Origin of the sequence: Psychrobacter sp. 1Y1 (assembly GCF_051847395.2) — a bacterium.
Classification (GTDB): domain Bacteria; phylum Pseudomonadota; class Gammaproteobacteria; order Pseudomonadales; family Moraxellaceae; genus Psychrobacter.
The window spans coordinates 450,084-474,131 of the sequence record NZ_JBPYDF020000001.1; the positions used below are offsets into that span (position 1 = coordinate 450,084).

The 24,048-nt window shown below is 42.5% G+C and carries 22 protein-coding genes; 15 read left to right on the top strand and 7 right to left on the bottom strand.

The window, feature by feature from the left end:
- Window positions 1-30: 30 nt before the first annotated feature.
- A complete protein-coding gene (gene aroE / locus ACS8FA_RS15910; RefSeq protein WP_439266494.1) occupies window positions 31-894 on the bottom strand; it encodes a shikimate dehydrogenase in 864 nt (287 codons plus the stop codon).
- A 490-nt stretch (window positions 895-1,384) separates the two neighbouring features.
- Here aroE and ACS8FA_RS15915 point away from each other — a divergent pair, with 490 nt between their 5' ends.
- Window positions 1,385-2,047 (top strand): hypothetical protein, encoded by a 663-nt coding sequence (locus ACS8FA_RS15915; protein WP_439266496.1) that lies wholly within the window; start codon window positions 1,385-1,387, stop codon window positions 2,045-2,047.
- Window positions 2,048-2,050: 3 nt separating this feature from the next.
- Entirely contained in the window at window positions 2,051-3,043 is a 993-nt protein-coding gene (locus tag ACS8FA_RS15920) for an aminotransferase class IV (protein ID WP_439266498.1), read from the top strand.
- Window positions 3,044-3,046: 3 nt separating this feature from the next.
- Here the strand turns inward: ACS8FA_RS15920 and ACS8FA_RS15925 are convergent, their stop codons facing one another.
- Entirely contained in the window at window positions 3,047-3,244 is a 198-nt protein-coding gene (locus ACS8FA_RS15925) for a DpnD/PcfM family protein (RefSeq protein WP_227526663.1), read from the bottom strand.
- Window positions 3,245-3,387: 143 nt separating this feature from the next.
- On the opposite strand from ACS8FA_RS15925, the gene ACS8FA_RS15930 reads away from it, so the two are divergent.
- Window positions 3,388-3,954, top strand: coding sequence for a hypothetical protein (locus ACS8FA_RS15930; protein WP_201606892.1), 567 nt, complete (start codon window positions 3,388-3,390; stop codon window positions 3,952-3,954).
- Window positions 3,955-4,281: 327 nt separating this feature from the next.
- On the top strand, window positions 4,282-4,776 hold the full coding sequence (locus ACS8FA_RS15935; RefSeq protein WP_439266500.1) for a hypothetical protein: 495 nt from the start codon (window positions 4,282-4,284) through the stop codon (window positions 4,774-4,776).
- On the opposite strand, the gene ACS8FA_RS15940 is transcribed toward ACS8FA_RS15935, so the two are convergent.
- Window positions 4,773-5,537, bottom strand: a complete 765-nt coding sequence (locus tag ACS8FA_RS15940; RefSeq protein WP_439266502.1) for a DpnI domain-containing protein — start codon at window positions 5,535-5,537, stop codon at window positions 4,773-4,775. The two genes, ACS8FA_RS15935 and ACS8FA_RS15940, sit on opposite strands and share 4 nt — an antisense overlap.
- A 170-nt stretch (window positions 5,538-5,707) precedes the next feature.
- Between ACS8FA_RS15940 and mltG the strand changes: the two genes are divergently transcribed.
- Window positions 5,708-6,997, top strand: coding sequence for an endolytic transglycosylase MltG (gene mltG / locus ACS8FA_RS15945; RefSeq protein WP_439266504.1), 1,290 nt, complete (start codon window positions 5,708-5,710; stop codon window positions 6,995-6,997).
- A gap of 100 nt (window positions 6,998-7,097) precedes the next feature.
- Window positions 7,098-7,817: a dTMP kinase gene (gene tmk, locus ACS8FA_RS15950; RefSeq protein ID WP_439266526.1), complete on the top strand. Its 720-nt coding sequence runs from the start codon at window positions 7,098-7,100 to the stop codon at window positions 7,815-7,817.
- A gap of 168 nt (window positions 7,818-7,985) precedes the next feature.
- On the opposite strand, the gene ACS8FA_RS15955 is transcribed toward tmk, so the two are convergent.
- On the bottom strand, window positions 7,986-10,259 hold the full coding sequence (locus ACS8FA_RS15955; RefSeq protein ID WP_439266506.1) for a cation:proton antiporter: 2,274 nt from the start codon (window positions 10,257-10,259) through the stop codon (window positions 7,986-7,988).
- Between the two features lie 967 nt (window positions 10,260-11,226).
- On the opposite strand from ACS8FA_RS15955, the gene ACS8FA_RS15960 reads away from it, so the two are divergent.
- The 5 genes from ACS8FA_RS15960 (at window position 11,227) to purC (ending at window position 16,743) form a co-directional block, all read left to right on the top strand.
- A complete protein-coding gene (locus tag ACS8FA_RS15960) occupies window positions 11,227-12,591 on the top strand; it encodes a Do family serine endopeptidase (protein ID WP_439266528.1) in 1,365 nt (454 codons plus the stop codon).
- Between the two features lie 277 nt (window positions 12,592-12,868).
- Window positions 12,869-14,077, top strand: a complete 1,209-nt coding sequence (locus tag ACS8FA_RS15965; RefSeq protein ID WP_439266508.1) for a hypothetical protein — start codon at window positions 12,869-12,871, stop codon at window positions 14,075-14,077.
- Window positions 14,078-14,527: 450 nt separating this feature from the next.
- Window positions 14,528-15,433, top strand: a complete 906-nt coding sequence (gene dapA / locus ACS8FA_RS15970) for a 4-hydroxy-tetrahydrodipicolinate synthase (RefSeq protein WP_439266510.1) — start codon at window positions 14,528-14,530, stop codon at window positions 15,431-15,433.
- 141 nt (window positions 15,434-15,574) lie between these two features.
- Window positions 15,575-15,901, top strand: a complete 327-nt coding sequence (locus ACS8FA_RS15975) for a hypothetical protein (RefSeq protein ID WP_439266512.1) — start codon at window positions 15,575-15,577, stop codon at window positions 15,899-15,901.
- Window positions 15,902-16,029: 128 nt separating this feature from the next.
- Complete coding sequence (purC, locus tag ACS8FA_RS15980; RefSeq protein ID WP_414559818.1) at window positions 16,030-16,743, top strand: phosphoribosylaminoimidazolesuccinocarboxamide synthase; 714 nt, start codon at window positions 16,030-16,032, stop codon at window positions 16,741-16,743.
- A 251-nt stretch (window positions 16,744-16,994) separates the two neighbouring features.
- Here purC and ACS8FA_RS15985 read toward each other — a convergent pair whose 3' ends face one another.
- Window positions 16,995-17,138 (bottom strand): hypothetical protein, encoded by a 144-nt coding sequence (locus ACS8FA_RS15985; protein WP_178377961.1) that lies wholly within the window; start codon window positions 17,136-17,138, stop codon window positions 16,995-16,997.
- Window positions 17,139-17,237: 99 nt separating this feature from the next.
- On the bottom strand, window positions 17,238-18,071 hold the full coding sequence (locus ACS8FA_RS15990) for a cation efflux transmembrane domain-containing protein (RefSeq protein WP_186474716.1): 834 nt from the start codon (window positions 18,069-18,071) through the stop codon (window positions 17,238-17,240).
- A 167-nt stretch (window positions 18,072-18,238) separates the two neighbouring features.
- On the opposite strand from ACS8FA_RS15990, the gene ACS8FA_RS15995 reads away from it, so the two are divergent.
- On the top strand, window positions 18,239-19,123 hold the full coding sequence (locus ACS8FA_RS15995; RefSeq protein ID WP_439266514.1) for an IS982 family transposase: 885 nt from the start codon (window positions 18,239-18,241) through the stop codon (window positions 19,121-19,123).
- A 205-nt stretch (window positions 19,124-19,328) separates the two neighbouring features.
- On the opposite strand, the gene ACS8FA_RS16000 is transcribed toward ACS8FA_RS15995, so the two are convergent.
- Window positions 19,329-21,497 carry a cytochrome c biogenesis protein CcdA gene (locus ACS8FA_RS16000; RefSeq protein WP_439266516.1) on the bottom strand — a complete coding sequence of 723 codons (2,169 nt, stop codon included), beginning with the start codon at window positions 21,495-21,497 and terminating at the stop codon, window positions 19,329-19,331.
- Between the two features lie 146 nt (window positions 21,498-21,643).
- Between ACS8FA_RS16000 and ACS8FA_RS16005 the strand changes: the two genes are divergently transcribed.
- The 3 genes from ACS8FA_RS16005 to ACS8FA_RS16015 all read left to right on the top strand — a co-directional run bounded on the left by ACS8FA_RS16005 (window position 21,644) and on the right by ACS8FA_RS16015 (window position 23,902).
- On the top strand, window positions 21,644-22,294 hold the full coding sequence (locus tag ACS8FA_RS16005; RefSeq protein WP_413501648.1) for an IS1595-like element ISPssp3 family transposase: 651 nt from the start codon (window positions 21,644-21,646) through the stop codon (window positions 22,292-22,294).
- A 156-nt stretch (window positions 22,295-22,450) separates the two neighbouring features.
- Window positions 22,451-23,158 carry a signal peptidase II gene (lspA, locus tag ACS8FA_RS16010; RefSeq protein WP_075107731.1) on the top strand — a complete coding sequence of 236 codons (708 nt, stop codon included), beginning with the start codon at window positions 22,451-22,453 and terminating at the stop codon, window positions 23,156-23,158.
- Between the two features lie 450 nt (window positions 23,159-23,608).
- Window positions 23,609-23,902 (top strand): DUF3817 domain-containing protein, encoded by a 294-nt coding sequence (locus tag ACS8FA_RS16015; protein ID WP_077452021.1) that lies wholly within the window; start codon window positions 23,609-23,611, stop codon window positions 23,900-23,902.
- The last annotated feature ends 146 nt before the right edge of the window (window positions 23,903-24,048 follow it).

The window sequence follows — 24,048 nt, forward strand, 5'->3', positions numbered from 1 at the left end:
GGGTAGAGCTTTGCAAAGACTTTTCTTTGATTAACTGTTTTTATTTAGCGCTGTTGTCGCTTGTGCTACATCGATAGTATGCCCAGTCCAACGCTCAAAACTTAAAGCAGCTTGACCGATAAGCATACCGTAGCCTTCAGAGATCTGTGCGCCACGAGCGGCAAAATGTTGCAAGAACGGTAGCGGACGACCATACATCATGTCGTAAGCGTACTGACAGTTTAGAGTATCATCTAGTGGCAACGTATCGCCTGATAGACCGATAGAGGTGGCATTAATGATAATGTCAAAAGAGCCACTGAGTTCATTGGTGGCACAAACCTCGATATGTTGGTCATCAATCACTGAACTGGCCGCACTGAGCTCATTTACCAAATCGGCTGCCTTAGACACGGTGCGATTAGCAATCGTGAGAGAGCCGATACCTGCTTCAAATAATGGCAATATCACGCCACGAGCGGCCCCGCCTGCACCTATTAGCGCCATACGAGCATCGGTCAGCGGCCAGTCCATACTCATAATGTGATTGATAAGTCCTTGTCCATCCGTGTTATCACCATAGAGTGCTTCAGTGATTGGCACGCCGCTTTCTAGTAGTGCTTTGTTCAACAGTAATGTATTGACCGCGCCTGCCGTCTTGGCATGTTCTGATAAGCCACCACGCGCCGCACAGCAGTCATAAGCGACTTGTTTAAAAGGAACTGTCACGTTAGCGCCCACACCGCCACCACAAAAAAACGCCTCAACGACAGCTGTAAAACTGGCGGTATCATCAGGGCAGTACTGCCGCTGATAGCTAATATCAATCCCTGCTTGGATAGCAAACTGCTCATGAATTTCAGGAGATTTACTATGGGCGATTGGATTGCCAATAACGATAAAGTGTTGGGTCATAAATAGTCCGCTGGCTAGAGAATAGAAATACTATCGAAGAAGCAATAAGTGGCGCTCAATCATCATAAGGGATAACGCTATGATTGACAAACCAAGAGGCCATCACCAATCAATGATTAGAAAGTGACAGCGTTAGTCAGAGGCTGCCTTATCGCTTTTGAAAATAAATTATGATATTGAAGCAGCTTTAGGTAATTAGTACGCAAGCAGTTTTCCACTTCCTATCAAAGAAAAGACTATTTTGGTACGTTATATATTTAACAAATCTGTACTCTCGGGGAGTGCTCCGCGTAACGTAAAAGGTAGTCAAGTGCTGAGCAGTTGGGTAAACTATAAAATATGGAAACCTATATCAATATGCTGTAATGACTGCTAGATTATAATGTTTGTGAAATATGCTCTTTATTGAAAACTATTCGTTATCAGCGGCGTTCCTGCCAGCTCGTTAATACTATTTCGAGATCAATCTAAAAGTGTGAGTAAATTATCCATGTGGAATCCTAACCTACAGACCCTTCTAGTCGGTACGATAATGGCAGTTGGTGTGACGCTCAGTGGCTGTGACAGCACCAAAGAAGATGCTCCAAATCCAGATGCTGAGACCACTGAGCAGGCAACAACGAATGAACCAGTACAGGACAGCGCCAATAAACCTGTTTTGGATGACGCAACTGCTCCGCAACGCACACCAGTAACATATGATGTCTCAGCATGGGGTACTGACGAGGTGGAATCACTCGCTGTAGATGAGTTAGATAGTATAAAATCTGTGTTTGGCGAAGTGATGAGCACTGACGAAAACAGCCTAGACTATGCCAGTAATCCAGCGGCAAAATATCGCTTTATGAAAACGGACGCGCCTTATCTAGATATCATCGACTCTGAAAAATATCTAGAGCTTGGCTGGTACTATGCCAATCCTACTGATACAGACGAAGAAAAAGAGCTGAGCCAAAACCACGCCAAAAAAGCCTATCAACTATCGCGTCAATTGATGGGTGATGATGGCGGAAAAATGGTTGCTGATATGCTCAATAGCCAAATCATCAAAAATAGAATCGTCGGTGGACAAAAAATAGAGCTGGCAAAATGTGAGTTCTACAGCTGCATGCTAGTTATCAATAAAGCCGCTGCTCAAACAGACAATAGCTAAATCATGATCGATATGACGTCAGTGCCAAACGGTTGGGTGTGTCTGTACCCACAAGTCAGCAGTTTGATCGAAGATAATAGGTCGACTAGCCAAACGGTAACGATGTCTTTAGATAATCGCGGGCTGGCATATGCTGATGGGTTTTTTACCACCATGGGTGTCATCGATGGGTTGATACTATGGTCAGATTATCATTATCAGCGGCTTGTCTCTCATGCTGAAGCCTTGCAGCTAAACATAAATAGCGAAGAGCTATTAGCCGTACTGCAACTGTATGCCCAGCAGTTAGAGCAGGGTATGCTCAAGCTAGTGGTCACTCGCGCTGCGCAGGATGTGCGTGGTTATGGCTATGCACCTAGTGCAAATGGTAGCGACTGTGAAATATGGCTAAAGGCTACCACAATGAAAGTTTCTACGGCGCTGCAATTGTCTTTGCCTAATGGAAACTTAGTACCCACCCAACCTTATGCTTCGGCAATATGTTTGGCTTCTCAGATTGCTTGCTTACCGCCACCGCTGGCAGGTCTCAAGAGCCTTAATCGTTTAGACAATGTCCTCGCTAGTGGTGAGCTACAGCGGATAAAAGCTGAGCCATTGGCATCAAAGCTTGCTTCAACACTTGGTGAAGGCCTGCTACGTGATATGAGGGGGCAGTGGGTTGAGGGTACGATGAGTAATGTATTCTATCAATTGGCAGAAGCACCACTATCAGAATCCAAAACTGCCTCTAGCGTTCATAAAGACAATGAAAACTACCTAACCACCGGTCAGTGGTACACCCCTTCTATGGCTCAATCGGGTGTCGCTGGCGTCATGCGTCAGGTAATTATAGATGCACTATCCACGACGCAATATCCAGTCATAATCAGGTCGCTACGAGATGAAAATTTGCCTAAATTAACGCAGCTTTTCTTTTGCAATGCACTGCGCGGTATCATGCCAATGAGCAGTCTGACGTTATTGTCAGGTGATGTTGTGGATTTTGAATCTGCCTAGCTGTTATTGAAAGATATTGAATTGGGTATCAATAAAATCATCTGGATATAAAACCACTTGCTCATTTCTATACATCTCTTGCGCTTTCAAAAGGGCACTTTGCTCATCTTCTGCGACAACATCCACGATAGTGCTTAATGTTTCGACAATTTCAACTTGAAAGGTTTGTGCTGCCTTTTTATCTTTTATTATTATATTCACACTCGATTCTCATATATCACTTCAGTCATTTATAGCAAGTAGATTAGCAAAAGTCCTCAAAAGAAGTGATCGTCTTTTGTTACGCAGACTTGTGTCATAAAGCAAATCGATCAATGCTGCTTATCTAATAAGGAGATAAGCCAATGTACGAAGTTTATGAAGATGAAAGTATCCCGCTACAAATCCGTCGTTTGATGGTTTTTGATGAAATCTGTAAATTAGCGAAGAAAGAACCTGATGAAATTATTCATTTATCAAAATTTACTCAGTTATCACTCGGAGTTATGTATCTAAAGGATTTCAAGAAATTTATAGCCTTTGGTGGTGTGTTTGAGTATGCACAAACACCTGAAGAAGTTATTGAGCAACGTATTCGCATTTTTCCTAACGACGAGCCAGTAAAGTGTGCGCTGACTGTTAATCTAAAGCAGTTTACTCGCCCAGCTAGTACACCTATACAATTAGTGTGGTATTGGAATAAATATGTAAAGAATAGAATGCATGCTTATGTTGACTATCGTGAAGAAGTTTTTTTTCGGATAAATGATGAAATCGATTCGGATTATCCACCGCATAAGTTTCATGACCGTCTAGTTGCGACAGCTCGTCTGCCACTATGGGATGATAGAGATGAGTTAATTGCAGATGTATACCGTGACAATCAAGGCGAACCTAGACCTGAACGTTATAATGAAAGGCGTCTGTTATAATTCGAAATAATTACTATGTTATACGAAACTCATAATTAAGTTACTACTTATAGTTATAGCTGCTAATAAATTTTAGCGGCTGTATATTATGATCTTGATACTGTGTTTATATGACGTATCAGCCTTCTTACATAAATCACCACTCGCCTTTGAGGCTCCGACAATCGAAGTTAATGCACTGGTATTTTCGCAAGAAGTCTATTGAGTGATGCATATCTCCAATAACGTTCTTCATAATTGATCGTCTTTTGTTAATGAGTATTGCGTACTGATGTTAATCGATCAATGATTGCATTCTATCCAATACTATCTAACAGGGGATAATAAATGCGTACTACATATGAAGATCAACGAATTCCACTACAAGTTCGTAGATTGATGATATTTAATAAAGTTTGCTGTGCAGCGAAAAGAGACCCTGATGAAATAATTCACTTACCTTGTTATTCACAGATAGCATTTAGTATTGTTTATTCTAAGAAAGATAAAAAATACACAGCATTTGGGAGTTTGTTTAAGTATGCGCATACCCGTCAAGAAGTCATTGAACAAGGTTTAGATAAGCAGTTTCATGAAGATACTGTGATGTGTGCAATCACAACCGAAAGACAAGCCTTTACTAAAGCTTCTCGCACTCCGTTAGGGCTGTTAATGAGCTGGAATAAACAGGTAAAAAATCGAGCTTATACCTGTCTCGATGGCAATGTGAAACACTTTTTCAAGATAAATGATGAGCTCGAGCTAGATTACCCTCCTCATAAATTTTACGGTCGTTTGGTTGCTGCCAAAGGTTTACCATTATGGGATGATAAGTGTTCTTAGTATAATTTTCGATAGTGACCACGGCTTACAAATTCAATGATGCCTTTATCTCGTAATATTTGTAATTGTTGGCGGATTTTATCTTTTACGTGGTTGTTTTCAGGATGTTTGAGCTGCAACTCGTCAGCAAAAGCATAAACTTGATTGAGAGAAAAACTGACATCGAGACGGTCGATACATTGCCAGACATCGAGTGTCCAACCGCGTGAAGCCATAGATTGCTTGCGTAAAAACAAAGTCTTTTGGAACTGTTGGGTGACATTTTCACGCGGTATAACTTGTTGGTCTTTGACCAAAAATACTTTGCCCGATTCGGGTACGTGGCGTAAGTCAATATTGCAACCAACCCAACCTGCTCGTTTGGCATTCACTGATAAGGGTTTACGCTTAACAATAATATCGGGCGTAAAGAAATGCTTGGGAATAATTAGAAAATTATTAACGGTGTATTCTTTTGAGTAGGTCAAAAAGAAGAAGCTGGGATTATTCTTACTATTGATACGCTCAATCATCGTCTGATAAGCACCATCATTGACAACATTGCTTAACTTGGCTTTTTTACTTTTTAGCTCATATTGCTCATTACAATTTTCGCAATAAAAATCAGCGACAGGTTTGTTATTAGCAAACTCAGCTAGCGATTGGGCGCTACAATTGGTGCAGTAACTATTTTCTTTTACCCATGCTTCGCTGAGTACACGAACTTTTTGAGGTTCAGAGTGATAGTTTTTAGCAAGACTTTGGTTAAAATGTAGGTTCATAAGATATTTTCGTTATTAATAGATAAGCTGAGAATACTGAAAAAAACACCTAAGTATTAAGCCATATAAACTGCTATCAATAGCAAGATAATTCATAAGCTAAGCAAATACCATTGAAAATCGCACGGTTCAGTGCTAAATTCTAGCAAACATCTGCCTCGCGAGTTGCCATGAGCAAGCCTACACCCAATATACCACCTGAACGTCCCAATGAGTCGCCGTCAAACAAACAAGATGGCACAGTCGAGGAGCGTGTCGATACCACGCTGCCGGACGCGCAACCAGTGGTAGATGAGGTGGAAGACACATCAGCAACGCCAGCAACCAACGTCTCGCTTATCAGCGGCAACAGTAAACCGCGCCAATATAAAGTCAATAACCCATCGTTTTTTATGCAACGTGGCTATCAAGTGCTGCTAGTGCTAGGGCTTATTGCTGCATTTTTCTTAGTCATGGTTTATCAGACGTTGTTTGGTCGTATCGAGCAGCCGCAGCAAATGGTCACGATTGAACCAGGTCAGACGTATTATGGTCTACTACCGCAGTGGCAGCAGCAGATTCCGTTGTTTTCGGCAGGCGTGGCTAAGCTATATATCAAGTCACAAGTCGATGCGCCGTTGCATGCTGGTACGTATCAACTGCCCGAAAACCCAACTATCGCTGAGGCGCTACAAATACTAGGTCAAGGCGCAAAAGCGGCTATGGTCAAGGTGCAGATCATCGAAGGTAAGACATCTAAAGACCTTTACCAAGCACTGCGTGACAACGACAAAATTGAGAAAGAAGTACTGACCGCAGATAGTGACAATGCCAGTATTGCCCAAGCATTGGATTTGACGGGTGTATTGCCAGACAGCGTTGTTAATAGTAGTGACCCGATTGTTAACTATAATCTTGAAGGTTGGTTCGCGCCTGATACTTATTATTACGGTGAAGGAACCAGCGATAAAAAAGTATTGACTGACTTGTATAAGCGTCAGCAGCAGGTACTGACTGATGCGTGGGAAAATCGTGCACCGAACCTCCCTTATAAGAGTCCATATGAAGCGTTAGTGATGGCATCTATTATCGAAAAAGAGACCAGCGTTGCTGATGAACGTCCTTTAGTCTCTGCCGTATTTAGAAACCGCTTGAACAAAAACATGCGTATGCAGACGGACCCGACCATTATCTATGGTATGGGCAGTCGTTATGATGGCAATATCCGCCGCAAAGACATCAATGAAAAAACATCTTACAACACTTACCAAATTGATGGTTTACCGCCAACGCCAATTGCGCTACCATCAGCGGCCTCTATTGAAGCGACTTTACATCCTGCCGATAGTGAAGCATTGTATTTTGTGGCAACGGGCAATGGTGGACACAAATTTACCAATAGCTTGGCTGAGCATAATCAAGCGGTAAAAGACTATCTCAGTGTCATGCGTGAGAAAAAATCTCAAACGCCGCCGCAGTAATATTCCTTCTTAATCTTCTCACAAAACTTATCGTTTATTGAGTGCTACAAAGTAGAGGTAGCGCTCATCAATGACATAAGGTCATATCATGTCAGTATCTATGCACACCAGCGCAACACCTTCACGTAGCAGCATACCATTATCTAATCTACCTGAATCAAGTGCTTCAAATACAGAAACGGCACCGACGTTAGGCCGCTTTATTAGTTTTGAAGGCACTGAAGGCGTGGGCAAAACCACCGCGATTGAACAGTTGTGCTTGCGCTTAGAAGCTAATGGCATTCCATATCTGCGTACTCGTGAGCCGGGTGGCAGCCCATTTGCCGAGCAATTGCGTGACATATTATTGGACCCAGCGACTGATATCGAAGACGATACCGAGTTGCTACTATTGTTTGCGGCGCGCTGTGATCACATGCAGCAGGTCATCTTACCAGCGCTTCAAAATGGTACTTGGGTGATATGTGACAGGTTTACCGACTCTACTATCGCGTATCAGGGTTTTGGACGTGCGTATGGCGACGAGTTGGTACGCGGCAAAATCGATATGCTTATCAAACAATTTGTGACGCAGCTTCCTGAGCTAACATTGTGGTTGGATTTGCCAATAGCAGAGGGCATGAAACGTGCCAATAAGCGCAGTGCAGCAGATCGTTTTGAGCAGCAGGCTACCGAGTTTTTTACTTGGGTGCATACTGGTTTTAGTCAGCTTGCAAGTGATTATCCTGAGCGCATACAGCGTATTGATGCATCGGGCAGTACGGATAATGTGAGTGCGCGTATATGGCAGACTGTTATGGACAGATTCGATATCAAATAATTAAATTTTGCCAAGTAGATTTATAAGGCAGTTAGATGTATCGATATTTAGTCAGGCAGTCAGCTAGTCAGTTAGTTAGCACCAACAAAAAGCCCCAGCATATTGTTGGGGCTTTTTGTTAAGGTAAATATTTTATTTTTAAGTCAATAAAGCAGATAACAACACATACTATTTGACGTCTGACTTATCTACTTTTACATCCCCAGTAGTAGCGATAGAGGCGTCGCTATCTTGAGCAGAGTCAGGTAGACGATTTGGGTCAAGCGCCCCTTTTTTGTTTTTAGGCGCACTACCATTGCCATTACTGTTCGTAGAGGTTTTGGTCTTCGAAGTCGCTGTCGAATTTGCAGACATGACGCCTTTATTATCCATATTAGTAGCAGACGTTTTTGGCTCTTCTACTGGCTCATTTTTCTCTATGGTAGTGCTAGAAGGTGACTTAGTCTCGGTGTTACTGCTTTGGGTGGCTGATGACGGATTAGCAGTGTTTTGTTCATCATTTTTGTCACTATCTACCAAAGACTCTGGCGCTGCTGTTTGACTGTCATCAGGGCTAGGCTCCTGCTCTTTGCGCTTTTCAGGGGCTTTTGAGTTGGACTCAAAGTTAGCATCAGCTGCCATGCGAGCCTGCTCTTGCTTAGGCGTTACATCGACTGGCTTTGGCTGTACTTCATCGTCTACCACTAGCGATATAAGCTTACGGTCACGAGGGACAGTACCGTCAAATTTATCGGTGATGACGTGCAGCTTGCCTTCTTTGTCGACGGTATATAGCGGTACGAATTGCTTATTATCCGCTTTATACTGCTCAAAGCTGTAGCTATCCGTAATATTGGTAATCTTAATTCGAGCTTTTTTGGACAGCATACTGGCAAGCTTGGTATAGGTCACATCTTTGCCAAACAACCACTGTGAGTGGAAGTTCGATTGCTTATCATCACGCTCGCTTTTGACTTTTTCGTCACTGAATTTAAGACGATATAGCTTACGCTCACCAAATTCATGACGATAGTGAATCTCGGACAACGTGTTCATTTCTTTGTCCATACTCATCGCAAACAAGCGACCAATACCGATCAGATCCAGATGATGATCTGCGTGATCAGAGATAGGGTTGCCAAAGTAAGTACGTAGACCGCTCATGCGTGCGCGTGCAATATTAGTGTAGTTATTGTGCGCAACGATGACGTCAAAACCTTGGTCTTTGAGAGAGGTAGCAATCAATAACGCAATTGGGTTTGAGCCAACGATAAGGATACCGTTGGTCTCAGGCTCACGTACGCCTAGTAGATTACCGACGACCTTTGCACCTAGGCCCTGAATCATGACCGTACCGATAATGACCATAAATACCAGAGGTACAAGTAGCTCTACGCCTTGAATATCATACTCTTGCAAACGAATCGCAAACAGGGATGAGATAGCAGCAGCGACGATACCACGTGGCCCAATCCAGCTAATCATCAGCTTTTCATTGGTCTTAAGGTTCGAGCCGATAGCCGATGCCCAGACCGATAGTGGACGTGCGACAAACATTACAATCGCGAGGAGCACTAGCCCTGCAAAACCAACACTAAGCAAGCTTGCCAACTCTACACGCGCCGCCAGAATAATGAACAGCACTGAAATCAGCAGAATGGTCAACGACTCATTGAACTCTAAAATCGTCTCACGGGGAAATTTTGGCCAGTTTGCTAGTGCTACGCCCAATACTGTGACGGTCAATAGACCTGATTCATGCTCTAGATGGTTCGATATCGAAAATAACACCAGTACAAATGCTAAGGTAAAAACATTACGCAAGAACTCAGGAATCATATGACGACGCATAAGGAACGCAAGTAGCCAAGCGCCCGCCATACCCATTGCCGTTGCCAATACGACAATTTTAGCAAACAGTAGAATACTACTGGCTTCACCGCCTGAGATAATGTACTCATAGACCAATACCACAGCGATAGCGCCGATTGGGTCAATGATAATACCTTCCCATTTCAAGATATTGGAAATGGTTTTGTTAGGGCGTACACTGCGCAGCAGCGGCATGATAACCGTTGGACCAGTCACACAGACCAGTGCACCGAAGAGTAGAGCAATCAATGGATCGACATCGAATAGTAAATAAGTCGATAGTGCCACGATAGCAATGGTAATCAGTACACCGACCGATACCAGCATCTGTACCACGGTACCATGTTGCTTAATCTCATCGAACTCTAGCGTTAACGATCCTTCAAATAGGATAATCGCTACGCCCAAAGAGATGAAAGGAAACATCAGCTCGCCTAATACCAAGTCTGGGTCAAATACACCCAGCACTGGGCCGACGATAATACCAATCAGTAATAAAAATAAAATGGATGGTTGCTTTAAATACCAAGCCAACCATTGGGCGGCAATGCCAATCCCAACCACGCCGGATAGCAAAAGGGCGGTATCCATAAATTAATCCTTTTATAATCTTGTCATATTTTATATCTATCGATAGCTGTTATAAGATAGTTGCTACCGTTTATTTAACATTAAGTTGTTATCCGTTTCTGTTGTAGCCAAGCCATCGCACTGATAGCCCTCATGAATCACAACACAAGCTAGATATGATATAACTACTATAAAGTAGCAAAGACAAAAGCGCTTCTAGATAAATCACAATACGCTAGAAATGCAAAAGATGGAAAACAAGAGTGATGATAGCCAGTATATAAACCTGCAATAAACAGTCTTATATACAAGCTAACTTTTGTTTGTTTAGTAAAATATTTGGTTTGACATCATACCATGATTTTATTTCAAGCTGATGTAAGCCGTACCTGCTAAAAAGCTATCTCACGGCCATAAAAGTATACGAAGCCCGTATGAAATAACGCTGTCTTGGGGTATCCTGCACTATGCAAAAGGCATCAGCACAATACTTCAAGTTTTTATTTATCATACAGTAGCTGCGTGGGGCATGCACGTCACGCATAGGATAATAGTGTTGGCGTCATAAAATGTCATATACTGATAGCTGAGAGTATTTATTTTTATAAGACGCTATTAATCATGTTCTACACTATTAACCATCTTCTAAAGACAGGCACTCTATAAATATTCAAGTAGTGAGTAGTGATAAAAATAAGCGTAAAGTAATTGCTAAATAGGTATGACAATAAGTTCGAATAAAAGTGCTGCGTAGCATAAATAGACAAGATAAATAGATAAAAGAATATAATTTCACCAAATAGTAACGAATAGGGACATGCCGCTTGGTGTAGTCGCTATCGCTGACAATCATAACGTGGCTGTTAATAGCAGCGATTACTCATATGGAGGACACAAAATGCCTATCAATATGTTCAAAGGACAGACCACTGCCAATATGCAGCGCTGGTTACAACGTAGTGCGCTGGCACTTGCTGTTAGTACCGCGATGTTTGCTAGTATTAATGTCACGACGATAAACAGTGCTCAGGCTGCAGTCACTACGGCTGATTTCTCTGGTTTGGTGCAACAAGTCACGCCAGCAGTGGCACGCGTCAATGTCACCAAAACGATTAGTGAAGCCGAGCTTGCTAAGGCTCAGACTGCTGAAGTGTTGCGTCAGTTCTTTGGTGATCGTCTACGTATCCCTGATCGAGTCGCGACGCCAGCAATTGAACATGCTTATGGTACGGCCTTTTTTATTACCTCCAATGGATATATGCTGACCAATCATCATGTCATAGCAGGTGCGGACAAAATCACTGTGACGCTCAATGATAGAACTGAGCTTGATGCAACTTTGGTCGGTAGTGACGAGCGCTCAGATGTGGCCGTGCTAAAAGTTGAGGGCAATCAATTTCCAGCCCTGCCTATTGGCGACTCCAGTGGTCTAAAAGTAGGGGAGCCAGTGTTAGCAATTGGTTCGCCATTTGGTTTTGACTATTCAGCCTCTGCTGGTATTGTCAGTGCCAAGTCGCGTAGCTTCTCGCGTGAGACCAGTGTGCCATTTATCCAAACGGATGTAGCACTAAACCCTGGTAACTCTGGCGGACCACTATTTAACCAGCGCGGCGAAGTGATTGGTATTAACTCGCGCATCTTTAGTGGTACTGGCGGTTATATGGGACTGTCATTCTCTATCCCTATTGACGCTGCCATGGATATTTATGAGCAGCTGAAAAACGACGGTGAAGTGGCGCGTGCATATTTAGGAATCTATCCACAAGATATCGATCGAAATCTGGCCGAGGCTTATAATTTAGAGCGTCCTCAAGGTGCCTTACTGACTCGTGTATCACCAGACTCACCAGCACAAAAATCAGGCCTAAAACCTGGTGACATCATTTTGCAATACAATGACGTACAAATCATGGAGGCATCAGATTTGCTGAACTTGCTCAACCGAGCGCGTCCAAGCGATCCCTTCCGTGCACGGATCCAGCGTAACGGTAAGCAGATGGTGATTAACGGCAAGCTCGCTTATGCTCCCAGTGATGTAAGAGCACAGAGCGGTGATGAGCAAAATGATGATGTACAGTTGGGCTTGCGTTTACGCGATTTGACGGCAGATGAACAAGCAGAAATCGCAGTCGATAATAAAACCGGTATATTGGTTACCACAGTGGATCCTACTGGATTGGCCGCGCGCTCAGGTATTCTGGCAGGTGATGTTATTACTAACTTTCATCAAAAGCCGATTGAAACAGTGGCAGACTTTTCAGGTGCTATCTCATCTCTTCCTAAAAAAGGCGTGGTCACTATAGAAGTTATACGCCAAGGTATTCCTGCTATTATTGGTCTACGTATTGAGTAAATGTCATGATTAAAGTGTGACTGTTAATGTGATTGTTAATGTCACTAATAATGTAACTCAGATTACGGTGCAGGGTATAAAGGCAGCGCGCACGTCAATAATTGTGCTTGTCTATCATGGAGGTCGACCTCTATAATGTTTGGTTTTTTATCAAACAGCTAAGAGTAAGACCTCAACAGCAATCCATTCGTTAAGTGAGTTATTGATCAATCAATAGGCTCTAAGGTGGGCCGAGTCGCTTAGTAGGCTCGTACCATTATGCAACCGCTAGGTAATTATGACTGACCCCGCTCTACATACGCTTATTACGACAACGTCAGCAGCACTGCTAGCGTACATTGCACTGTGGTCAGGGCTACAAACGTTTAATGCCAATCCTACTAAGCGCTTTATGCGTATTTGGGTGAAGCTCGCATTGTATTATGCCGCTTATACGATGCCTGTTTGGGCGATATTGCTTATCATGGCTTGGTCACAGAACCTGATGCCGATGTTAGTGCAGCTATCACTACCTGCTGTACTGATGGCAATATTGATGATGGGCTTATACTTTTATACTGTCATTGTACAACCCAATCGCTTACGATTAGAGCATCATTCTATTGACTTAGACTTGTCTACACCGCTCAAAGTCGCCGTATTAGCAGATTTACGTATAGGAATATACGGCGGTAAGCCGCGTCATATTCGCAAGTTGGTCTCTACTATTAATTCCTTATCCGCAGATGCCGTGCTGATTACGGGCGACTGGCTATACTATCCAAGTGCAGATTTAGTGGGTCAGTTAATGCTGTTTAAAGGGGTGAATAAACCTGTTTATACGGTCATGAGTACCTCGGACTTGCGTTATCAATCTATGAATACGACCAAACAAGGTCAGCCACTATTAGAAGATACATTGGCCAGTACTTTTGATGTACTCGATATTAACTATATCGGTCAGCAATGTACGTCATTGCCACTCAAGTGTGCAAGAGCAACAAATAAGCAGTCAGTCGTCAATCAGTCGACTAATCAAACTAATAATCAAGACAATGTTGAGCAAGAAAACCCGAATATAAATCCACTAGTAGCGGTGCTTTGCGGCTGGCAAGATGTGCCTAAGCAATCTACAGATATTGAAACGTCAGAGGCGACTGATAAAGCAATGCTTGGATCGGAGATTGCCAATGCCGCCAGTCCAGTGATTATCTTAGCATCACGATTTGATAGTATCAGTGATCTGCCAAAATCTTTACAACCACGCCCTTTGTTGATAACAGGCGCTGCAAAGGCTATTCAAAAAAATATCCTGCTTGCTCAAAAACAAAACGATATTCGACGTAGTAGTGAGCAATCAGCATTGCTATATAACAGTCGTATGGGTAAGCAGCGCGGCTTATATCAACATGCAAGTGCACAGATATTTGTGAGTAGCGGCATCGGTACGAGAGGGTTGCCTTTTCGATTCTATCGACCTACTATCGATGTGTTGACGATTCGTTAATATTACATAAGAGACTTATCAGCGTACATTGATTGCGCTAAACTGCTCCTTTAATGATGTAACTATTTATCTACAAGGTTTTAGGCCAAGCTTTATAAGTTCAAGTAAAAAATAATTCCCGTTTTTTGGTATTAAATTTATGGGCTGACTGCCAATTGATTGATAGCGGTCAAATCAAAATATGCTACACTAACGAGCACTCTTATTATTATATTTCTGTCGGTTAGTAGGTACGCCCATTACTCTTGGTAGATTGCCATCACGATACTGATATCGTAGATATAATCATCTATGGTACAAACAATATTATAGTAAGTAGAGACGCAGCATTAACATCAAGTAAGTTACGCCATTAGCGTTTATCAACGCATAGAAAGCAATGGCCACTTGCAAACGACCTATCATGTGACAGCTTTAATAAAAGCTAGGATAATACAGTAAGGCACGGTTATGAGCACAGCATACGACGAGATCAAAACCCGACTACAAGGCTCAATGGTAGCCTTGGTAACGCCCATGCACCCTGACGGTAAGGTCGATTATAAACGTCTCGCAGATCTCATAGATTGGCAGATCGAGCAGGGCACGCATTGCCTTGTGGCTGTTGGTACTACTGGCGAATCAGCGACCCTATCTATGCAAGAGCATAGCGATGTTATTCGCTATTTCGTTCAGCATGTCAAAGGTCGTGTACCGGTCATCGCGGGTACTGGTGCCAACAACACGATGGAAGCCATCAAGCTGACTCAGGATGCTGCCGATGCAGGTGCGGACTGCGCGTTGCTAGTCGCTCCTTACTACAATAAGCCACCACAAGAAGGCTTATTCCAGCATTATCAAGCCATTGCCAAAGCCGTAAATATACCGCAAATGCTGTATAACGTGCCTGGACGTACAGTGGTTGATATCGCTCAAGAAACGGTTGAGCGTTTGTGCGATATCGATAATATCGTTGCTATCAAAGATGCGACAGGATCTGTCGGTCGCGGTGAGCAATTGATCAAAGCTGTTGGTGACAGAATGGTTGTGTTATCTGGTGATGACGGCACTGCACTTGATCTAATGAAAGTAGGCGGCAAAGGCAATATCTCAGTCACTGCTAACGTGGCGCCAAAAGCCATGAGTGAGACTTTTTCTGCGGGTTTACGTGGTGACTTTGAAGCGGCTGGTAAAATCCATGACGTGGTCAAACATTTGCACCGTGACCTATTCATCGAATCAAGCCCTATCCCAGCTAAGTACGCATTGCATAAAATGGGTATGATCGAGACGGGTATTCGTCTGCCATTGGTTTGGCTCGCGGAGCAGCATCATGCGACTATTGATGAAGCATTGGTTCGAGCAAACATAAGATAAATTGATATTTAGCCAATTGATATTCGGCGATTTAAGACTTGCTGCATATTAGATGAGAGCCATTCGAGCTAGCAGCAAGTCAACTTATCACGATAAGTCCATCGCCTACATAAGCAATAACTGCTAACTCAGAGAGACAACATGATGACAGTAATATCGAAGACAGTATCATCAACGACAAAATTATTTCCAGCAATGCTGACCTTGGTTTTGGGTAGCACTTTGGTATTGAGCGGCTGTCAAGCAACTAAAAACTTGCTTGGTAAACGTGACAACGGTAGCTTAGATTATCAACAAAGCAAAAAGCTTGCACCGATAGAGCTACCTGCCGCCCAAGAAACGGCACCTTTTGTCCCTTTATATTCAACACCTAATGCTGGGGCAAACACGCTCCAACTACAAAATGAGTCAGGCAATCAGTATCAGCTGCCAAAACCTCAGCGTGCTGTTAGTAACACTTCGAACTAAACTTATTCTCTTATCTATATCGCTGACTGTTGCGTTTTTTATCATAGCCGCAAGCCATGTATCTTACATCAGTCAGCGGTAGCTGCGCGTTTTTACCACATAAGCTTGAACGAACAGGAACCCCCATAATGCAAAAGCAACAACTGCTGTATAAAGGTAAAGCCAAATCTGTCTATGAAACAGAGGACAATGATCTTCTGATTTTGCACTTCCGTGATGATACCTCGGCGCTTGATGGTAAGCGTATCGAACAATTAGCACGTAAAGGTGTGGTTAATAACCGCTTTAATGCTTTTATCATGCAAAAATTGTCTGACGCTGGTATCGAAACACATTTCGAGAAGCAATTGTCTGATGACGAAGTGTTGGTTAAACGCTTAAACATGATTCCTGTAGAGTGCGTGGTGCGTAACTTTGCAGCTGGTAGTTTGGTGCGTCGTTTAGGCTTAGAAGAAGGTCAGGCATTGACGCCGCCAACGTATGAGCTGTTCTATAAAGATGATGCGCTAGGTGATCCGATGGTTAACGAATCACTTTCTGTATCTCTTGGCTGGGCGACCAAAGAGCAACTGGCTAAGATGGAAGAGCTGACCTATCAAGTCAACGATGTATTAAAAGCATTGTTTGATGCGGGTGATTTAATCCTAGTTGATTTTAAACTAGAGTTTGGCGTATTCCATGACCGTATCGTATTAGGTGATGAGTTCTCACCAGATGGCTGCCGTATCTGGGACAAGAACACCAAGAAGAAACTTGATAAAGACCGTTTCCGTCAGTCACTAGGTGATGTGATTGAAGCTTATGAAGAAGTGGCTAACCGTATTGGTGTGCCATTAAAATAAGCATTCGATAGGTAGTATAAAATAAAAAAAACTGAGCCATGTGCTCAGTTTTTTTATGGCATTATATTTATGATGGTTCCCTAGTGAGGACTTGAATCTTTGGCTGTGAGCTAATGGTATTAAGGTTTCAACTTGCTGAGATAGCCACAGTGTACTTCATGATGTACTTACCATAGATATTCTATCTATGATCGGTGCGCTAGTGAGGACTTGAAGAGACCATCCCAGATTCTGTGTAACTGACGTTTAGATTAAATACTTACACAAAATTTAGGAAGGTCTCCCAGATTCTTATCAAAGACTTCATCATCTATTATTCGCCAAACGGCAACTTGCTGATGGTCTTTGGTGGTGACTAGATTTAAAGTTTGTTCAATCATTGCTTGAGGTCTCATATCCTTATGATGTTTATTTGCTTCAAACCCAGTTACTTTACACTTAGCGGTTTAATTAAGCTACTTACTTGAGCTATTTGCTTCAGTTATTAGGCTTGGCTACTTACTCAACTTCAATATTCTAAAGGCGCCCTGAATAACTACAGCAAATACGATGCTACCAATAATCAAATCAGGCGTACTAGAGTGTAACCAATTAACCAAAATCCCTGCAACAATTACCCCTAAATTGATAATCACATCGTTTGAAGTGAAAATCATACTGGCTTGCATATGGGCTTCTTCTTCTTTGCTTTTCGATTTTTGTAGTAAATAGAGGCAAATCAAGTTTGCAATTAGCGCAAGAATCGATATGACTATCATGGTAGAAAAGTCAGGTAACTGCTCATTGCCAAAGAAACGTCTTAGTACTTCTAAAAAACCAAGAATCGCTAGCGTAATTTGAAAATATCCGGCAATTCTAGCAATCCGTTTTTTCTTAATGACCGTTCCACCGACCGCAAATAAGCTAATTCCGTACACGAAGCTATCTGCTAACATATCTAAGCTGTCGGCGACCAACCCCATCGAACGAGAAATCAGTCCCGTGCTCATTTCAATAATAAAGAAAGCAAAGTTAATGACCAGCACTATCCATAGTAGCTTTCTTTGCTCAGCATCTTTTTTGTGACTAGAGTCAGCATCAATTTTAAAATTATTGTTGGGATCAGAGGGGTCAATGGTTTCGGTCGAGAGTAGGGTGTCTCCTAATTTTAGGTCATGAATAGCAGTCTCTATCCCTTCTATATTGTCATGATGAAACACAGTTAATTGACGGTTAGGAATGTCGAACTCAAGATGTTCAATATTCGAGTGGCCCTCTAATTTCATTCGGATTAGGTTTTCCTCCGAAGGGCAGTCCATCTTCGATATTTTAAAAGTTGTTTTATTCATAGCTACATTTATATCCGGGTGGTGGTTCAAAAAGTAGAAAAAAAACAGGCTGAGAAATTGATAAATAACCCCAGTTCGGGATAAGCGCTCAAAAAAAAGATAAAAAAGAAGTCCAAAGTTGCTAAAGTAAGTTTACCAAGACCACTTAAGCAAAAAGGACTTCTTACATGGACAACCTAACCGAACTATACTGCCATATTGACGACTTTTATCAGCAATTCAAACCTGAGTTTGACGCTCATTTAATCGCAACGGGCCGTCAACGGCTAAGAGCATGCCAGATAAGTGTAGCAGAGATTATGACCATCTTGGTACTGTTTCATCAACTGCGGTATCGACAGTTTAAGGCGTTTTACTACCATCACATGCTTGGCATGATGAAACAGGAGTTTCCAAACCTGCCGAGCTACTCACGATTTATAGAGCTTATGCCGCGCAGTATCATACCACTGTGTGCCTACTTGCAAAGCATGATGGGCGACTGTACAGGTATCAGCTATATTGATTCAACCAAGATAGCAGTTTGTCATAATAAGCGTATCTACCGTCATAAAGTCTTTAAGGGACTTGCAACCCGAGGCAAAAGCAGCATGGGCTGGTTCTATGGCTTTAAGCTGCACGCCATCATTATCAATCATAAGGGCGAGCTTGTATCTGTTAAAGTCACTGCGGGTAATACGGATGACAGAGTGCCTGTTAAGGATATGGCAACGCCTGTGTTTGGCAAGATGTTTGGGGATAGAGGCTATATCAGTAAAGCCCTAAACGAGTGGCTCACAAAACACAATGATACCACGTTGATAACCAAACTTCGGCGTAATATGAAACCCCAATTACTTGAGCCTATGGATGAGGCACTACTCAATCATCGCTCTTTGGTTGAAACGGTGTTTGGGGAGCTTAAAAACTTGTGCCAAATCGAACACTCACGCCATCGTAGTGTCACGGGGTTTATCACAAACTTGCTGTCAGGTTTAATTGCTTATTGCTGGTTTCCCTATAAGCCCACCATCAAAAACATGCCTCAGCAGGGACAGGTAGCCACATTGTAAATAGTATCAATGAGTTACAATGTGGCTTATCCCGAACTGGGGTTAAGTAGTTAAATGAATAGTAATAAATAACGTTAAACCAAGGATTTAGCGTCTATATTAAAAAGGCTATTTAGTAAGATTGAAAAAGACAACGTCCTATTATCAAAGGACGTTGGCTTTTTAATGGGTAGAAATGATGTGGAATTTATCTACATTTAAACGATTAATTTAGCGCGGTTAAGGTTTGCTCAAACGCTGCGCGCCCGATTTCACCCACTTGCTGATTGACCAATTGCCCGTCTTGATAATACAGCAATGCTGGCGGACCAAATAGTTTATAACGCGCTAAGATTGCTTTTGAATCAGCCGTAGTCTCCGTGATATCAAGTCTGACCAATTGCCAATCTTGCATTTGCGCAGGGCGATTATGAAATAAGTTTTTCTCCATAATCCGGCATGCAATACACCATTCGGCGGTGACATCGACCAGCACTTTAGGATTGGCGGCGACAATGGCATCTAACTCAGCCAGCGTCGTGACCGTCTTATCGGTTGCATTACTGGTGGCTGGTTGACCAGCAGTTGTCTGCAGCACCGGAACCGCAGTTAGGGAGGCAAGCGGATGCAAGCTGTCGTCATTGCCCAATGCGGCGCCGACGATTAAACACGTCGCCCAAATACCAGCGATTAAGCCTAGCGCTTGGGTCAGCATCCGACCTTTGCCTAGCCAGCTCCACGCCCACATCGCCACGACCATAAACCACAGCGCCCAAACCATCAGCATCACAGGCGAGATAAAGACGCGTTCAATTAATAACAATGCCACGGCAAAAAGCAACAAAGCAAAGCCCTGCTTGACCCAGTTCATCCACTCACCCGCTTTTGGCATGATTTTACCTTGGGTCGCGCCGATTAAAATAAGCGGCGCTGATAAACCAAAACCGAGCATAAATAAAGCCGCAAAGCCAAGTAATGGACTTCCAATCGTTGATACAGCAAGCAGCGCCCCAAATAAGGGTGCCGAAACACAAGGCGATACCACGAGCGCCGATAAGAATCCCGCAATTAAACTGCCACCCGTACTACCAAGTTTGCTATCCCCCGCTTGGCTTAGACCCTGCATTTTACTACTGATGAATCTTGGCAGACGAATGCTAAATACGCCCAACATATAAAGGGCTAATAAGACAAAAACGATGGCAAAGGCAATTAGTATAATCGGGTTTTGTAGCCAACCGATAATGCCTAACGATTCACCAAATATAGCAATGACCGCACCCAAAATACCATAAGCGATGGCAACACCAATAGCGTAGCTGGTCGTTAAAATAACACCGCGTTTTACCGTTGGATTGTCTTCACGCGCGACGATATTGGCAACAATCGGTAGCATCGGTAACACGCATGGCGTCAATGCCAAGACCAACCCTGCCAAGAACAATAACACCAATGCCAACCACGGATGCGAAGCTAAGCCAAAAGGGTCACTATTAATGGCGTTATCAACGACAACGGTATTGTTTGTTGCAGCAGCATTATTTATGACAGCGTCATTGTTCGCTGCTTCACTTGTGACATTATCGCCTACCACTTCTTCATCGGCTCCAGAGATGGTATTGATTGCACCAAGCTCTGCATCTAACGCTTCGTCATCTAACAATGCATAATCAATCACCTCGTCATCTGGCGTAGTTTGCTCTGTAGCAAGACTATTGGTAACTGTCCCATCTGTAGAGGCTTGCGCAGTTTCTACATTGCTGTTATTGCTCGCAGAAACTGTAGCAGTACTACTTGAACTATTGGCTGCCGATTGTGACGCAGCAGCGATATTGACCGTGGTTTTTATTTTCTCCGGTGGATAGCATAGACCCGCTTTGGCGCAGCCTTGCCAACCTATTGTCACGGCGGCATTATTTATCGCCTTGCCATTACTACTACTCAAAATGGTAGTAGCAACCATATTGGCTTGGTCAAATACCAATACTTGCCCAAAGGTCGGATCATCAATGGAGACTGGCTTTTGGCTAAAGCTAAAAGGTGCGGCACTCACGCCAGCAGGCAGCGTTAGCTTAATTTGGTCTTTATAAACATAGTGCTCAGGCGTAATGTCAAAGTTAATGGCTAAGCGCGTGCCATTATTGGTCGGTTTGCTGCTACTGCTAACTTGAAACGCTTCATCAACAGGCAAAAATTTCGGTTGGGCAGCACTTTTATTACCAAATAAATCACCCAATCCTGCCGCTTGCGATGCCACTGGCACGGCCGTCAGCCCAGTAGCTCCTAGCCCTGTCAATAATGAGCCCGCGCTGAAAGCGAACGCCAACAGATAAGATTTTTTTGACGGTTTATTTTGCGTCAATGACGGAGACTTTTCTGCGCTCTTAAGGGACATGAAGGGCTACCTATTATTTCCAATATTCGAATTGACCAATTCACTGTCTGTATGGACTTGTCTATTTACAACCCCAGTTCGGGATAAGCCACATTGTAACTCATTGGGGGCTGTCCTAGATAAGTAAAATTATTTAGGATAGCACTATGAGAAAGAGTAAACTAAGTTGGTATAAACAAAGCAGACTAATCGAGTTATTTGTTGCCGGTTCTACCGCGAGAACAGCAGCAAGCTTAGTTGGTGTTAATAAAACCACAGCCAGTTATTACTTTCATAGGCTACGAGTGCTTATTTACGAGAATAGTCAAGACCCTGGTCTATTTGAAGGCGAAATCGAAGTAGACGAATCATACTTTGGTGGCACTCGTAAAGGCAAGCGAGGGCGAGGTGCTGGTAGCAAAGTGCCCGTGTTTGGTCTATTAAAGCGTAATGGCAAGGTCTACGCTTGTATTATACCCAATGCTAAAGCAGATACTTTGATCCCCATCATAAGAGAAAAAGTGAAGCCTGATAGCATTGTTTATACTGACTCATTTAAAAGCTATAACGCATTAGATGTCAGTGAGTTTACTCATTATCGTATCAACCACTCCAAAACCTTTGTTAATGACAAGAATCATATTAATGGTATAGAGAACTTCTGGAACCAAGCTAAACGGCATCTACGTAAGTTTAACGGAGTTCCAAAAGAACATTTTCACCTCTATTTAAAGGAATGTGAGTGGCGTTTTAATCACAGTGACCCAAAGTCGCAATTACTACAATTAAAACAATGGGTTAAACAGGGTTTGAACTAGTTATCTAGGACAGCCCCAAAAATTATTACCGTAAGTTTCATAATACCAGAGCGGTAAGTGGAGCCGTTTATGAAAGTGGCGCGATTAATAATCGTATACCAAAAACATATACGTTTAACATTGTTCATTGTATAAACATAGATAAAGGAAACAACTATGACTGAATCTACCGACAGATTAGATAGTACTAAATTGAATAGCGTTGAATCGGCTAGTACTAATATTGCTGACAAGAAGGTACCTATAGCTGTGAGTAGTACTCATCAATCGATTGACTCTAAAACCATAAATCATACGCCTAAAGCTATGTACGTGACTTCAGGCAACTCAATAACACCTAAAGATAAGTTGGACAAAATGCCAAAAATGGTTGCCAATGGCAGTCGCGCTTTTATCTGGTATTTGTTGGCGATAATGGTATTAATACTTGATCAATGGACTAAGTGGTTGGCCCAAACCACATTAGCGTTCAATGACCCCGTACCGGTCATTGAACCATTTCTCAACTGGACACTCGCTTATAACTATGGGGCAGCATTTAGCTTTTTAGCCAACGCTGGCGGTTGGCAGAAATGGTTTTTCTCAGGCTTAGCTTTTGTAATGGCTATCTTTTTAACGGTTTATTTAATCAAAGCGCCACGTGCAGCCAAGCTATTATCTATGGGGTTGGCCTTAATGCTTGGTGGTGCGATTGGCAACTTAATCGATCGTTTAAGAATTGGTAAAGTGGTTGACTTTATCCATGTGCATTATGCTGATGTCTGGAATTATCCTCTTTTCAATGTTGCAGATATAGGTGTCTGTGTCGGTGTCGCATTGATTATAATTGACATGATATTTTTAGAAAGTAAGCGTAATAAATAAGCACATTGATGCCGATTATCACAAACAAAATGAACTAGCGTCGTATTCACTCTATACGGAAAAATACTTTTTATACTTGAGTATGTTTATAAAATGTGAACTGGAAGGTAATGTATGACTGGTATAGGTACTCACTCATTTTAGGTCTTAAAACTCAATACTTAAAAGCTCTGCGTAGAGCCATTATTATAGAGACATTGAATAATCCATAAATTCTTTATTGATAATAACAAAAGGAAAATACAGTGTCACAGACTCAGCCAACTATTGAAAAAATTCACAGCCTTAGAAAAAAAACAAGAGACAGCGTTAAAAAGTCTTACCCTTATATAGTCGATACACTCTAAAAATGTCATAGCACTACTGGGATGAATTTTGCGCAGCCTCTGGGAACGCAGCACGCAAGTAAAATTTATACCAGTAGCGCGTTTAAATCCATAACATTTTTACATTCAGCTGACTATAGGCTATCTAGAAGGCACCTCTTTCTTATTATTGCTCTTCATCGCCATGCCACTAAAATATATGATGGACATTCCAGAAGGTGTGAAATACATCGGTATGGCACACGGTATGTTGTTTATTACCTATATCATAATACTTATAGGCTCAGCTATCAAAATGAAAATGCCTCTTTGGGCAATACCTGCGGGCGTACTCGGCTCACTCTTACCTTTTGGCCCATTTATATTCGATCATTTACTAAAAAAGAACTTGCAGGAAAATGTAAGTAAAGAAGCCTAGAACAAGCTCTGCTATAAATGCCACAAACGTATCTTATTACTCAAGATTATTTTTCCTAACTAAATCACAAGCCGCCATCACTCATCGTGGCGACAAATGAATAACATTGAGCAGAAATTAATCACAATAAAACTTTAATTCAGACC